Below are 13,286 nucleotides of genomic sequence, written 5' to 3' on the forward strand. Positions count from 1 at the left end.
CGCTTGCTAGCTTGAGCGGATGACCGAACCAGCGCCTGACCCGGCGCGGCCGCTGGCCGGAGTGCGGGTGGTCGAGATCTCCAGCTTCGTCGCGGTGCCGTTGGCGGGCATGACGCTCGCGCAGCTTGGCGCCGAGGTGCTGCGCGTGGACCCGGTCGGCGGCGCCGCCGACTACCGCCGCTGGCCGCTCACCGAGTCGGGGGACAGCATCTACTGGGCGGGGCTGAACAAGGGCAAGCGCTCGCTGGCGGTCGACATGCGTGCCGCCGAGGGACAGGCGCTCGTCGCGCGCCTCATCACCGAGACCGGCGTGTTCATCACGAATGTGGCCGGGCGGCAATGGCACTCGTACGATGCGCTGCGCCCCGGGCGGCCTGATCTCATTCACGTCGAGGTGTCCGGGCGCGCCGACGGCGGCACCGCGGTCGACTACACCGTCAATGCGGCCATCGGGTTCCCCCTCGTCACCGGGCCGTCCGAGCTGAGCCCGCCGGTGAACCACGTCCTGCCGGCCTGGGACGTCTCCTGCGGGCTCTACGCGGCCCTGTCGGTGGTCACCGCGTTGCGGCACCGCGATGCGACCGGCCAGGGACAGCGGATCAGCATCCCGCTGGAGAACGTCGCCCTCGCCACCGCGGGCAACCTCAGCCTGCTGACCGAGGCCATGGTCAACGGCACCTCGCGCCGCCGTATCGGCAACGCGGTCTACGGAACGTACGGGCAGAACTTCACCAGCAGCGACGGTGTGTCCTTCATGGTGGTCGCCCTCACCGGCCGGCACTTCCGCGATCTGAACGACCTCACCGGGACCACTGAAGCCGTTGCGCTGCTGGCTGATTCGCTGGGCGCCGATTTCTCCGACGAGGGCGAGCGCTACCGGCACCGGGACGCGCTGAGCGCGTTGTACGCACAGTGGTTCTCCGGGCACACCGGTGCCGAGATCTGCGCCGCGCTGTCTTCGACCTCGGTGTTGTGGGAGCGCTATCAGACGTTCGGCGAGACGGCCGCCGACCGCCGGGTCACCGACAACCCACTGTTCACGCCTCTCGATCAGCCCCGGGTGGGCCGGTATCTGGCGGCGGGCCTTCCGGTGTCCATCGACGGCAGCTATCCGCCGGCGGTGTCCGCACCCGCCCTGGGCGACGACACCGACGCGGTGCTGGCCGACTGGTTGTCGCTGCCAGCCGACGAGGTCACGGGCCTGCGCGAGTCGGGCACCGTCGCGTGAGCCGGCTCCTGGACCTGCTCGACGTGGCCGAGGCCGGTGCCGACGTCTGGCGCGGAACCGCCAGCGGCCCGGCGGGAAAACGTGCCTACGGCGGCCAGTTGGTCGCGCAGAGCCTCGCCGCGGCAGCCCGGACCGTCGACACCGTCAAGACGCCGACGGCGATGCACCTTCAGTTCCTGCGCGGCGGGGAGGCCGGCGACCCGGTCGACTATCGCGTCGCACGCGTCTACGACGGCAGGACCGCGGCCTCGCGTCGGGTCGACGCGGACCAGGACGGGCGCCTGTTGACCACGGCCACAGTGTCGTTCGCCGCGCCGCTGCCGGGCCCCGAGCACGGCCACCGTGACCTTCCGGAGGATCCGGAGTCGCTGCCGCGAACCGGGCCTGCCGGGCCGGCACCGTCCATGCCGCTCGATGAGCTCGATCTTCGGCTCGTCGACGACGGCGCCGGTGAGCACTTCGTCCGGCGGCTGTGGTGGCGGGCCTCGACGGTGCTTCCGGACGATCCGCTGCTGCACACGCTGATCGCCGCCTACGTCACCGACGTGTACCTGATCGACCCCGCGCTGCGGGCCCACGGGCACTCCATGCGGTCCAGGACGCACCGCAGCGGCACCACCGATTCGTCGATCTGGTTCCACCGGCGGATACAGGCCGACCGGTGGAACCTGCTCGAGTGCCGATCGCCCGCGGCCGCCCGGGGACGTGGTGTGGTGTCGGCGAGTCTGATCGGGCAGGACGGCGTCGTGTCGGCGACGCTGGTGCAGGAAGGGCTCATCGCAGAGCGGGAGCCTGCGCCGGATCCGGTGGGTTGAGCCTGCGGGTCCGCAACCACTGTCGCACCAGATTCACCGCCGCGGTGACCGCGATCCCGACGGCAAGGGACGAGACGACGCCGGCGAGGTGATGGGTGCCGAACAACGGATACACCTGGTAGTGCGTGAGGTAGATGAACAGTGATGCCTCTGCGATGATCCCGGCCACCACCGCGACGCCGGTCGGGCAGCGCACCGCGGGCAGCCAGATCAGCAGTGCCAGACCGGCGAGCACCAGGAGTTCACGCAGCGTGCTGTCGAAGTAGCCGTGCAGGCCGACGATCAGCACGGCGGTCACCGCCGCGCGCTGCAGCGGGGTGCGGGCCTTCGATGCCGCCCAGCCGATGGCGAAGAACCAGAACGCCAGCATGGTGAACCACGCATCGCGGCCCAGGTCCAGCCCCAGCGCGTCGTACCGTAACGCCATACCGACGGCCAGGAACGCCATCGCCAGGACGAACGGCCGGCGTCGCTCCAGCCGGTCCATCGCGGGCAGCCAGAACACCGCGGCCAGGGCGACCAGCGTCCACACCAGCACTTCGACGAACCACAGCCGCCCCGCCGTCATGCTGTCGGGCGGACCCAGAATCTTGTTGACCAGCAACAGATTCGTCGGGTGATAGTCGTCGGTGAAGATCAGCGCCAGCGCGATCCACAGCACGGACGGCACCGCGATCCACGCGATGGTGGTACGCAGGTGCCGCGCTCTGTCGGTGCGCGCAAGCGGTGTCAGGCAGAACCGCCCGAAGTTGTATCCGGCGACGCCGAGCAGGATGTGCGCGCCGCCCCACAGTTCGAACAGATCGGCGTGCGAGCCCACGATCAGCACGATCGCCGCCGCCCGCAGGGCCACACTCGATTCCACGGTGGTACCCCAGGACTGCCACCACCGGGGCTCGGGTGGCTTCACGGCGGCCAGCTCGCGCACGGACTTTCGCTGCCAGTCGGCGGGCAATCTGCCGAGGGTCTTCTCCAGCCGCAGGGACATCGTCACGTAGGTCAGCGAGTTCCCGCCGAGTTCGACGAAACTGGCGTCGTCGTCGATGGTTCCGGGGTCGAGCTGCAGCACGTCGGAGAACACGGCGCGAACGTCGGCGGGATCCTGGCCGGTCGCCGCGGCGCCGGCGGCCAGGACGCGCGCCGTCGGGTAATCGGGCTTGCCCGAGGGCAGCGTCGGCAGTTCGGCCACGGTCACGGCGTCGACCGCCCCCGCTGGCACCCCCGCCGCCGAGGCCGCCGCGCGGCGCACACTGTCGGTGTCGTGGTCGCCGGCGGCGATGACCGCGAGACGATCGCCGCGGTCGGTGCACAGTGCCGGCACACCTTGGGTGCGCAGCGTGGTCTCCAACTGGTGGAGGTCGATGCGGAGGCCGTACATCTTGACGAAGCGGCTTCTGCGGCCGATCACCTCGTAGAGTCCGTCGTCCCCCCGGCGGGCGATGTCGCCGGTGCGCAGCGCGTCGAGCGTCGCGCCGTCGGCGAGGTCGGCGGGGGAGTGCGCGTAGCCCATCATGACGTTGTCACCGCGGTACACCAGCTCGCCCGCACCGTCCTCGGGCCACTCGTCGAGAGGCTCGATGGTGAAGGAGCCGCCGGGGATCGGCACGCCGATGGCCGACGGGCGGGTGCGGGCGAGATGGGGTGGGAGGTAGGCCATCCGTGCGGTCGCCTCGGTGGCCCCGTACATCACGAACAGCTGCCAGCCGCGGCGCTCGCCGAGGGTTGCGAAACGGCTCACCCGGTCTTCGGGCATCTTGCCGCCCGCCTGGGTGAGGTAGCGCAGATCGGGCAGGTCCATCGCCGGAAAGCCGCTGCGCTCAAGCAGTTCGAACGTGTACGGCACACCGGCGAAGGTGGTGCCGCGATGGCGGCGGAACAGCTCCCAGAACCGGTGGTCGGAGACCGACAGGTCGCTCAGGATCACCGCCGCCCCCATTAGCAGATGGCTGTGGATCACCGACAGTCCGTAGCAGTACGACATCGGCAGCGTCGTCGCGGCGCGGTCGGAGTCGTGGATGCCGAGATACGTGGCGATCGAGCGCGCGTTCGCGGCCAGGTTGCCGTAGGACAGCCGCACGAGCTTGGGCGAACCGGTGCTGCCGGAGGTGGACATCAGCAGGGCGAGATCGGGGTGCATCCGGTGGCGGCTTCCGGCGCCACCGCCGGTCGCCGTCCGGACTCCCGCGCCGTCGATGACCACGTCCGGGTGATACGTGGCGAGGGTGTTGCTCTGGTCCCGGCCTGCCGGCACGGGGAGCGCGACGTGGCCACCGGCGAGCACCCCGAGGTAGCTGACCAGGGTGTGGAGATCATTGCGAGCCTCGATCATCACGAGGCTGCGGGGGGCGCTCAGGGTGGCGGCGAACGCCTCGACCCGATCGGCCAGCTGGAAGTAGGTGAGCTGCTCGGTGTCGGTGAGCACCGCGACCCGGTCACCGTGGCCACGCAGGTGATCGAGCAGCGGGACCATCCGGCGAGAATACCGTCAGCGCCGGCTGACCCCGCCGTGCGCTCACATCCGGCTGTAGCGACTCCGGATGAACGAGTACACGCCGAAGGCGGCGATGCCGACGGCGGCGGCGATCAGCAGGAACTTGCCGAACGGAGCCTGCCCCAGGGTCTTCACCGCCGCATCCAGCCCACTGGCCTTCGCCGGGTCGGCCTGCAAGGTGGCGAAGACGACCAGCACGCCCGCGCCTCCGAGCACGAGGCCCTTGGCGACGTAACCGATGATGCCGATCGCGGTGATGCCCTTGCCGCCCGAGACCTGCAGCTCGTCGAGGAACTTCTCCGACGCCCCCTTGTAGATGTGATACGCGCCGACCGCGGCGACGCCGACACCGATGGCGATGAGAAGAGCCTTGCCCCAACCCGATTGCATCAGCTGACCGGACATGCCTGCGTTCTGCTGGGCGTTGTTCTGACCGCTGCCCATCGCATAGCGCGCCGCCGAGAATGCGATCGCGAAGTTGACGATGGCCAGCGCCAGGGGCTTGAGGCGCTTCCACGCCGGCTCGTCCTTGCCCTGGGAACGCTCTTTGGGTTTGGCCCCGATGATCGCCTCGGCGAGGTACCACAACCCCAGCGCTGCGAGCCCGGCCGCGGCCACCCACAGCATGATCGCCCCGCCCGTCTGGCTGGCCATGGTGGCCAGGGCGCCGGACTGGTCGGCGTTGCCTCCGCCGCCGGCGAACGCCAGCCGGGCGATGATGTAGCCGACCAGCAGATGCAGCACCCCACTGGCCGCGAACCCGATACGTGCCAGCTTCTCGAAGGCGTTGCTGTCGGTCGCGCGGTCGGCGGCCCCGTGCACGGAGCGGTGCACTGATCCGCCTGTGGTTCCGATCGCCATCGTGTCCTCCTGGTCGGCAGTTGATGGCGTGTACCCCGGATTTGACGGCGCCGAAACCGAAAGGGCGCGCGCCTGGGGATGAATTCGGATCTGGGGATGGATCGCGGGTGGTGTCGGCGACTCACCGCAGGGTGGCGGCATGACCGGAACAGAGAGCCGCGCCGAGATCGGGGCGCTGGGGGAGCAACTGGCGGTGGAGTATCTCCAGGGACTCGGGCTGCGGGTGCTCACCCGGAACTGGCGCTGCCGCTACGGAGAGCTGGACATCGTGGCGGCCGACGAGGCTCGGCGGGCCGTGATCTTCGTGGAGGTGAAGGCCCGCACCGGCGAGCAGTTCGGGGGCGTCGCGCAGGCCGTCACCGTGGCCAAGGTGCGACGCCTGCGACGGTTGGCCGGCCTGTGGCTGAGCGCGCAGAGCGGCAGCTGGGCCTCGGTGCGCATCGATGTGGTCACGGTGCGCCTGGGCCGGCGGCGGACGCCGGAGATCACCCACATCGAAGGCGTGGGCTGATGGCGCTGGGGCGGGCGTTCTCGGTGGCCGTCTGCGGGGTCGAGGGTGCGATCGTCGAGATCGAAGCAGACATCACCGCCGGCCTTCCCGGTGTGCACCTGGTCGGACTGGCCGACGCGGCGCTGCGGGAGTCCCGCGACCGGGTCCGGGCGGCGATCACGAACTGCGGGTTCACCTGGCCGATGGCGCGGCTGACCCTGGCGCTCTCGCCGGCCACGCTGCCCAAGATGGGTTCGGTGTACGACATCGCCCTGGCGGCCGCGGTGTTGTCGGCGAACCGCAAGAAGTCGTGGCCCCGGCTCGAAAAGACGGTTCTGTTGGGCGAACTCGCGCTCGACGGCAGGGTGCGGCCGGTCAAGGGCGTGCTCCCCGCGGTGCTCGCGGCCCGACATCAGGGGTGGCCCACGGTGGTGGTGCCGATCGACAACCTGGCCGAGGCCAGCCTGGTCGAGGGCATCGAGGTCTGGGGTGCGCGCAGCCTCGGCCAGCTTCAGGCCTGGCTGGCGGGCAAAGGCGACCTGGGCGCGCGGGTCGCGCATCCGCAATCTGCCCCCGAGCCGGCCGGCGACCTCGCCGAGGTCGTCGGGCAGTCGCAGGCGCGTTTCGCCGTGGAGGTGGCGGCGGCCGGTGCGCACAACCTGCTGATGACAGGGCCGCCCGGGATCGGCAAAACGATGTTGGCGCAACGGCTTCCGGGACTGCTCCCGCCGCTGTCGGATGCCGAAGCGCTGGAGGTCACCGCCATCCATTCGGTCGCCGGCCTGTTGACCGGCGATGCGCCGCTGATCACCCGGCCGCCCTTCGTCGCGCCCCACCACACCTCCAGCGTGGCGGCACTGGTCGGCGGCGGTTCGGGGGTGGCACGCCCCGGCGCGGTCAGCAGGGCCCACCGTGGCGTTCTCTTCCTGGACGAATTCGCCGAGATCAACACCAACGTGCTGGAGGCGCTGCGAACGCCCATCGAGGACGGCGAGATCCGTCTGGCCCGGCGCGACGGCGTGGCCAGGTACCTGTGCCGGATACAGCTCGTGCTGGCGGCGAACCTGTGTCCGTGCGCGCCGCCCGATCCGCGGGACTGCCAGTGCGGGGTGGCCGAGAAACGCCGCTACCGCACGAAACTGTCGGGGCCCCTGGTCGACCGGGTGGATTTGCGCGTCGAGATGCACGCGTCGAAGGGCGGGACGTTCACCGATGAGGAGGGCGAATCGAGCGCGCAGGTGCGACAACGGGTGTGGGCGGCGCGGCAGGCAGCTGCCGAGCGCTGGCGGCCGCACGGCATCAGTACCAACGCCGACGTCAGCGGCGCCCTCCTGCGGCGTCGGTTCCGGCTCGGCAACGACGCGATGAAGCCCCTGCGCACGGCCGTGGACCGGGGCGCCCTGAGTATCCGCGGGATGGATCGCACCGTACGGGTCGCGTGGACGCTGTGCGACCTCGCCGGCCGCACGGCACCGAACAAGGACGACGTGGCCATCGCGATGAGCTTCCGGCAGGGGAGGAGCCTGTGATGGACGAGATCACCCGTCGCGCCTGGGCGTATCTGTCCCGGGTCGCCGAGCCGCCCAATGCCCACCTCGCCGAGTTGGTCGCCGCCGAGGGCGCCGTGGCCGCCGCGGAACGGATCCGCCGCCGGGCGGTGGACGACAAGCTGCGAAGAGCCACCGAGGCGCGCGTCGATGTGGATTGTTCTGCTCAGGATCTCGAAACCCTCGACCGGATGGGTGGCCGTCTGCTCACCGCCGACGACGCCGAATGGCCCTACCTCGCCTTCAGCGCCTTTCATACCGTGGATCGCGTCAAGCGGCCCCAGGGATTGCCGCCCGTGGTGCTCTGGGTGCTGGGCCCGTTGGCCTTGAGCGAGATCCCCGAGCGCAGCGCGGCAGTCGTCGGCACCCGCGCGGCGACGTCCTACGGCGAATACATCACCGCCGATCTGACCGCCGGTTTGGCCGAGCACCAGGTGGCTGTGGTCTCCGGCGGTGCCTACGGCATCGACGGCGCCGCCCACCGCGCGGCGCTGGCCTGCGAGGGCGAGACGGTGGCCGTGCTCGCCACCGGTCTCGACGTCCCGTATCCCGCAGGCCATTCCGCGCTGCTGCACCGCGTGGGCAAGCACGGTCTGCTGGTCACGGAATATCCGCCGGGCGCGCGACCGACGCGCAGACAGTTCCTGACGCGCAACCGGTTGGTGGCCGCGCTCGGCAGGGCGACGGTCGTCGTCGAGGCCGGGGTGCGCAGCGGTGCGGCCAACACCGCCGGCTGGGCCGGCGCGCTGGGTCGCACCGTCTGCGCGGTACCCGGTCCGGTGACCTCGTCGGCGTCCATCGGCTGCCACGCACTGATCCGCGAGGGGCGGGCCACGCTCGTCGCCCGCGCTGCGGACATCATCGAGGTGGTGGGCCGTGTCGGCGAGCTCGCCCCCGAGCTGGAGCGCCCTGTCGACGCGCTGGACGGCCTCAGCGAGGAGGAGCTGGTGATCTACGAGGCGTTGCCGCGGCGAGGTGTGCGCACCCTCGACGAGATCGCCGTCACTGCGGGCGTGCCGGCCACGGAGGTGCTCGGGCCGCTGACCATGCTCGATGTGCGGGGGCTTGCCGCCCAGGAGGACGGCTGCTGGAAGGTGGCCAAACGCTAGCTCCCTGCGCGGTGACGGCCGCTCGTATAGTCGGCGGGGAAGAGCGAGGCATTGGGAGGCAGAAGTAGTGGCAGGACGTCCCGTGCACACCTTCGAGGTGGTGCGTACAGAACAGCTGACGCCGCATGTGGTCCGAGTTGTGCTCGGCGGCAAGGGTTTCGACACGTTCACGCCCAGCGAGCACACCGACTCCTACGTGAAGCTCGTGTTCGTCGCCGACGACCTCGACGTCGGCACCCTCGCGCAGCCCCTGACGCTGGACAGTTTCAACGCCCTTCCGGCCCACCAGCGGCCCACGGTGCGCACGTACACGGTCCGCGAGGCCGACCCGCAGCGGCGCGAGATCACCATCGACTTCGTGGTCCATGGCGAGCACGGCGTGGCGGGCCCGTGGGCGGCGTCCGCCGAGCCGGGCCGGCGCCTGTTCGTGATGGGTCCGAGCGGCGCGTACTCGCCCGACCCGCAGGCCGACTGGTATCTGTTCGCCGGGGACGAGTCGGCGGTGCCTGCGATCAGCACCGCACTGGAGGCGCTGCCCGACGACGCGGTCGGCCAGGTGTTCATCGAGGTGGCGGGTCCCGAGGACGAGGTCGAGATGAAGGCCCCGGCCGGCGTCGACGTGGCATGGATCTATCGCGGCGGACGCGCCGATCTCGTCAATGAAGACACCGCAGGTGACCACGCGCCGTTGATCGACGCGGTCAAGGGGGCGGCGTGGCTGCCGGGCCAGGTGCAGGTCTTCATCCACGGTGAAGCCCAGGCCGTCATGCACAATCTGCGGCCGTACATCCGCAAGGAGCGCGGGGTCGACGCCAAGTGGGCGTCATCGATCTCGGGCTATTGGCGGCGCGGCCGCACCGAGGAGACGTTCCGCGAGTGGAAGCGCGAACTCGCCGCGGCGGAAACCCAATAGCGCGGAAACCGCCGACGTCGATGGCAGGCTGAAGCCATGACGTTCGGCAATTACCAGCTGGAGATCTACCTGCAGGGCCTCGGCGGCATCATGCCCGAGATCCCGATGGACTACGCGGGCTGGGAGGCCAAGGCGCAGGCGGCGATGACGCCGTCGGTGTGGTCCTACGTGGTCGGCGGCGCCGGAGACGAGCAGACTCAGCGCGTCAACCGCACCGCCTTCGACCGCTGGGGCCTGATGCCGCGAATGATGGTCGGCGCCAAGGAACGCGACCTGACGGTGGAGCTGTTCGGCCACACGCTGCCCTCGCCGATCTTTATGGCTCCGATCGGCGTCGTCGGCATCTGCTCGCAGAGTGGCCACGGCGACCTGGAGGCGGCGCGTGCGGCAGCCCGCACCGGCGTGCCGATGACCGTCTCCACCCTCACCGAAGACCCCATGGAGGACATCGCCGCCGAGTTCGGTGACACTCCGGGGTTCTTCCAGCTGTACACACCGACCGACCGGGATCTGGCCGCCAGCTTCGTGCACCGCGCGGAGGCGGCCGGCTACAAGGCCATCATCGTCACGCTCGACACCTGGATCCCCGGCTGGCGGCCCCGCGACCTGGCGACGTCCAACTTCCCGCAGCTTCGCGGCCGCTGCCTGTCCAACTACACCAGCGACCCGGTGTTCCGCGGTCTGCTGCCTCAGCCTCCCGAGGAGAACCCGCAGGGCGCGGTCCTGCAGTGGACGCAGCTGTTCGGCAACCCCCTCACCTGGGACGATCTTCCGTGGCTGCGGTCGCTGACCGATCTGCCGCTGGTGCTCAAGGGCATCTGCCACCCCGAGGACGTCCGGCGCGCCAAGGACGGTGGCGTCGACGGGATCTACTGCTCCACCCACGGCGGCAGGCAGGCCAACGGGGGGCTGCCGGCCATCGACTGCCTGCCCGGGGTGGTCGACGCCGCCGACGGCCTGCCGGTGCTGTTCGACTCGGGCGTCCGCAGCGGGGCCGACATCGTCAAGGCCCTGGCCCTGGGCGCCACCGCGGTCGGTGTCGGCCGGCCGTACGCCTACGGTCTGGCGATCGGCGGCGAGAACGGGCTCGTCCACGTGCTGCGGTCGCTGCTCGCCGAGGCCGACCTCATCATGGCCGTCGACGGCTATCCGACGCTGGCCGATCTCACTCCGGATACGCTGCGGCGCGTCCTCTGAGACCCGGCGTCGCTCTCTGCGACGGTAGAGAGGTGCAGACCGCCGGCCAGGAGCGCAACGACCCGGACATCGGGTGCCGGCTCGAGGACTTCGACCAGTACCTGGCCCTGGAGCGCGGCCGCTCCGAGCACACCCGCCGCGCCTACCTCGGCGATCTGCGGTCGCTGCTCGAGTTCTCCGAGGCGCGAAATCCCGGCGCCGGCCTCTCGGGGCTGACGCTGCCGGTCCTGCGGTCCTGGCTGGCATCCCAGGCCGCCGCCGGAGCAGCCCGGTCGACGCTGGCGCGCCGAACCTCGGCGGTCAAGACCTTCACCGCCTGGGCGCTGCGGCGCGGCCTGATGGCCGACGATCCGGCGGTCAGGCTGCAGGTGCCCAAAGCCCGCCGCACCCTGCCCGCCGTCCTCCGTCAGGACCAGGCCTTCGACGCCATGGATGCGGCGAAAAGCGGTGCGCAGGAGGGGGACCCGCTCGCACTGCGCGACCGCCTGATCGTCGAGATGCTCTACGCCACCGGGATCCGGGTCAGCGAACTGTGCGGCCTGGACATCGACGACGTGGACGGGCCCCGCCGCGTGCTGCGCGTGCTCGGCAAGGGCAACAAGCAGCGCACGGTGCCCTACGGCGAACCGGCACACGCGGCGCTGGCGGCGTGGTTGTCCGACGGCCGCCCCGAACTGGTCACGGCGGCCTCCGGCGCGGCGCTGCTGCTCGGCGCCCGCGGCGGCCGGCTCGACCCGCGGCAGGCCCGCACCGTCGTCCATCAGACGATGTCGGCGGTCACCGGGGCGCCGGACATCGGCCCGCACGGGTTGCGCCACAGCGCCGCGACGCATCTGCTCGAAGGTGGCGCAGACCTGCGCGTCGTGCAGGAACTGCTCGGTCATTCGTCGCTCGCGACCACCCAGCTCTACACCCACGTCAGCGTGGCCCGGCTGCGTGCCGTGCACGACCAGGCGCATCCACGCGCGTAACCCGGGCAGCCATCGTCGGCCGCGCTCACCGCACCGGTTTGAGCCGCACCGGCGTCGTCGCCACCAGCCCCAGGGGATCGACGTAGTCGGCCCGCGACGCCGGTCCCCACATCGCACCCCAGTGCAGGCAGACCCCCGGGCAGCCGGCGTGGCCGGCCAGCAGCACCCCGATCGGGCTGCCGGCGGCCACCAGCTGCCCGCGGCGTATCGACGGGCGGACCGGCTCGTAGGTGGTGCGCAGCCCGCCGGGGTGTTCGACCGACACCAGTGAGCGCCCCGCCAGCTCGCCGGCGAACACGACGGTGCCGTCGCCCGCGGCGTACACCGGTTGCCCGTCGGCCCCGGCCAGGTCCACGCCGCGGTGCCCGCGCTGCCAGTTCGGCGACGGTGCGTCGAACAGACGCAGCACTGCGGGCCGGGGCCGTAGCGGCCACTGCAGGCGCTCGCCGTCGGCTGCCGCGGGGGCCGCGCACAGCACCGCGAACAGACCGACCCACGCGAGGAGTGACCGCATGAGCTTAAGTCCAACCGAGGTCCGCACCGACTGGAAGGGCCTGATCGCGCGGCTGGGGATGGTGTGAATGCACAGGTCGCGCTGGTAAAAAGCACCCGATCCAGCGTGTAAACTGCTATCCGCAGCTCGCTTCTGCGGGCTGACTTCGCGCGTCTGCGGCACGGGGCCCACTGGAGTCACTCTCTTGAGGGTCGCGTCACCTGCATGCCGGGCGGTCCCGCCACCGGGTTCTCACCCAGGCGGGTCCGGCATCGAGCAGTCGCCAGGGTCCGGCTCACCCGATGCCGGACGACAACCGACAACACAGAAGGCCGGCTACATCACTATGGCTGTCGTAACCATGAAGCAGCTGCTGGACAGCGGCACGCACTTCGGGCATCAGACCCGTCGATGGAATCCCAAGATGAAGCGGTTCATCTTCACCGACCGCAACGGCATCTACATCATCGATCTGCAGCAGACGCTGACCTACATCGACAAGGCCTACGAATTCGTGAAGGAGACCGTCGCTCACGGCGGGACCATCATGTTCGTGGGCACCAAGAAGCAGGCGCAGGAGTCCATCGCCGCGGAGTCGACTCGCGTCGGAATGCCGTATGTGAACCAGCGCTGGCTGGGCGGCATGCTCACCAACTTCTCCACCGTCCACAAGCGTCTGCAGCGCCTCAAGGAACTTGAGGCCATGGAGCAGACCGGCGGTTTCGAGGGTCGCACCAAGAAGGAAATCCTGATGCTGACCCGCGAGAAGAACAAGCTCGAGCGCAGCCTCGGCGGTATCCGCGACATGCAGAAGGTGCCGTCGGCGATCTGGGTCGTCGACACCAACAAGGAGCACCTCGCCGTCGCCGAGGCCCGCAAGTTGAACATCCCGATCATCGCGATCCTGGACACCAACTGCGATCCCGACCTCGTCGACTACCCGATTCCGGGCAATGACGACGCCATCCGTTCGGCAGCGCTGCTGACCAAGGTGGTCGCCTCCGCGGTCGCCGAGGGTCTGCAGGCCCGCGCCGGTGCGGGAGCCAAGTCGGAGACCGAGACCGCAGAACCGCTCGCCGAGTGGGAGCAGGAGCTGCTCGCGGGCGCCACCACGGCGGCACCCGAGGCGGGCGAGGCCGCCCCCACCGAACAGTCCTCCTAACCCGATCGA

At 70.5% G+C, this 13,286-nt stretch carries 12 protein-coding genes; 9 read left to right on the forward strand and 3 right to left on the reverse strand.

The window, feature by feature from the left end; translation table 11 throughout:
• Positions 1–19 precede the first annotated feature (19 nt).
• Both FHR72_RS07250 and FHR72_RS07255 read left to right on the forward strand, forming a co-directional pair.
• Positions 20–1,228 carry a CoA transferase gene (locus tag FHR72_RS07250; RefSeq protein ID WP_183467279.1) on the forward strand — a complete coding sequence of 403 codons (1,209 nt, stop codon included), beginning with the start codon at positions 20–22 and terminating at the stop codon, positions 1,226–1,228.
• Entirely contained in the window at positions 1,225–2,043 is an 819-nt protein-coding gene (locus tag FHR72_RS07255; RefSeq protein WP_183467280.1) for an acyl-CoA thioesterase, read from the forward strand. The genes FHR72_RS07250 and FHR72_RS07255 overlap by 4 nt, the downstream gene beginning before the upstream one ends.
• Here the strand turns inward: FHR72_RS07255 and FHR72_RS07260 are convergent.
• Positions 2,003–4,513 (reverse strand): AMP-binding protein, encoded by a 2,511-nt coding sequence (locus FHR72_RS07260; RefSeq protein WP_183467281.1) that lies wholly within the window; start codon positions 4,511–4,513, stop codon positions 2,003–2,005. The two genes, FHR72_RS07255 and FHR72_RS07260, sit on opposite strands and share 41 nt — an antisense overlap.
• A gap of 42 nt (positions 4,514–4,555) precedes the next feature.
• The gene (locus tag FHR72_RS07265; RefSeq protein WP_183467282.1) at positions 4,556–5,395 is read right to left on the reverse strand and encodes a DUF1206 domain-containing protein; all 840 of its coding nucleotides are present in this window, start codon (positions 5,393–5,395) and stop codon (positions 4,556–4,558) included.
• Positions 5,396–5,534: 139 nt separating this feature from the next.
• Here FHR72_RS07265 and FHR72_RS07270 point away from each other — a divergent pair, with 139 nt between their 5' ends.
• The 6 genes from FHR72_RS07270 to FHR72_RS07295 all read left to right on the forward strand — a co-directional run bounded on the left by FHR72_RS07270 (position 5,535) and on the right by FHR72_RS07295 (position 11,622).
• Positions 5,535–5,906, forward strand: coding sequence for a YraN family protein (locus tag FHR72_RS07270; protein WP_183467283.1), 372 nt, complete (start codon positions 5,535–5,537; stop codon positions 5,904–5,906).
• Positions 5,906–7,414 (forward strand): YifB family Mg chelatase-like AAA ATPase, encoded by a 1,509-nt coding sequence (locus FHR72_RS07275; RefSeq protein ID WP_183467284.1) that lies wholly within the window; start codon positions 5,906–5,908, stop codon positions 7,412–7,414. The genes FHR72_RS07270 and FHR72_RS07275 overlap by 1 nt, the downstream gene beginning before the upstream one ends.
• Positions 7,414–8,541 (forward strand): DNA-processing protein DprA, encoded by a 1,128-nt coding sequence (dprA, locus tag FHR72_RS07280; RefSeq protein ID WP_183467285.1) that lies wholly within the window; start codon positions 7,414–7,416, stop codon positions 8,539–8,541. Before FHR72_RS07275 ends, dprA begins: the two co-directional genes overlap by 1 nt.
• Positions 8,542–8,608: 67 nt before the next feature.
• The gene (locus tag FHR72_RS07285) at positions 8,609–9,454 is read left to right on the forward strand and encodes a siderophore-interacting protein (RefSeq protein ID WP_183467286.1); all 846 of its coding nucleotides are present in this window, start codon (positions 8,609–8,611) and stop codon (positions 9,452–9,454) included.
• Positions 9,455–9,490: 36 nt separating this feature from the next.
• Positions 9,491–10,651 carry a lactate 2-monooxygenase gene (locus FHR72_RS07290; RefSeq protein WP_183467287.1) on the forward strand — a complete coding sequence of 387 codons (1,161 nt, stop codon included), beginning with the start codon at positions 9,491–9,493 and terminating at the stop codon, positions 10,649–10,651.
• A 68-nt stretch (positions 10,652–10,719) separates the two neighbouring features.
• Positions 10,720–11,622 carry a tyrosine recombinase XerC gene (locus tag FHR72_RS07295; protein WP_183467828.1) on the forward strand — a complete coding sequence of 301 codons (903 nt, stop codon included), beginning with the start codon at positions 10,720–10,722 and terminating at the stop codon, positions 11,620–11,622.
• A 25-nt stretch (positions 11,623–11,647) separates the two neighbouring features.
• Here FHR72_RS07295 and FHR72_RS07300 read toward each other — a convergent pair whose 3' ends face one another.
• Positions 11,648–12,136 (reverse strand): M23 family metallopeptidase, encoded by a 489-nt coding sequence (locus FHR72_RS07300; protein ID WP_183467288.1) that lies wholly within the window; start codon positions 12,134–12,136, stop codon positions 11,648–11,650.
• A gap of 325 nt (positions 12,137–12,461) precedes the next feature.
• Between FHR72_RS07300 and rpsB the strand changes: the two genes are divergently transcribed.
• Complete coding sequence (gene rpsB, locus FHR72_RS07305; RefSeq protein ID WP_183467289.1) at positions 12,462–13,277, forward strand: 30S ribosomal protein S2; 816 nt, start codon at positions 12,462–12,464, stop codon at positions 13,275–13,277.
• The last annotated feature ends 9 nt before the right edge of the window (positions 13,278–13,286 follow it).

The sequence above is a fragment of the Mycolicibacterium iranicum genome, from assembly GCF_014190915.1.
Taxonomy (GTDB): Bacteria; Actinomycetota; Actinomycetes; order Mycobacteriales; family Mycobacteriaceae; genus Mycobacterium; species Mycobacterium iranicum_B.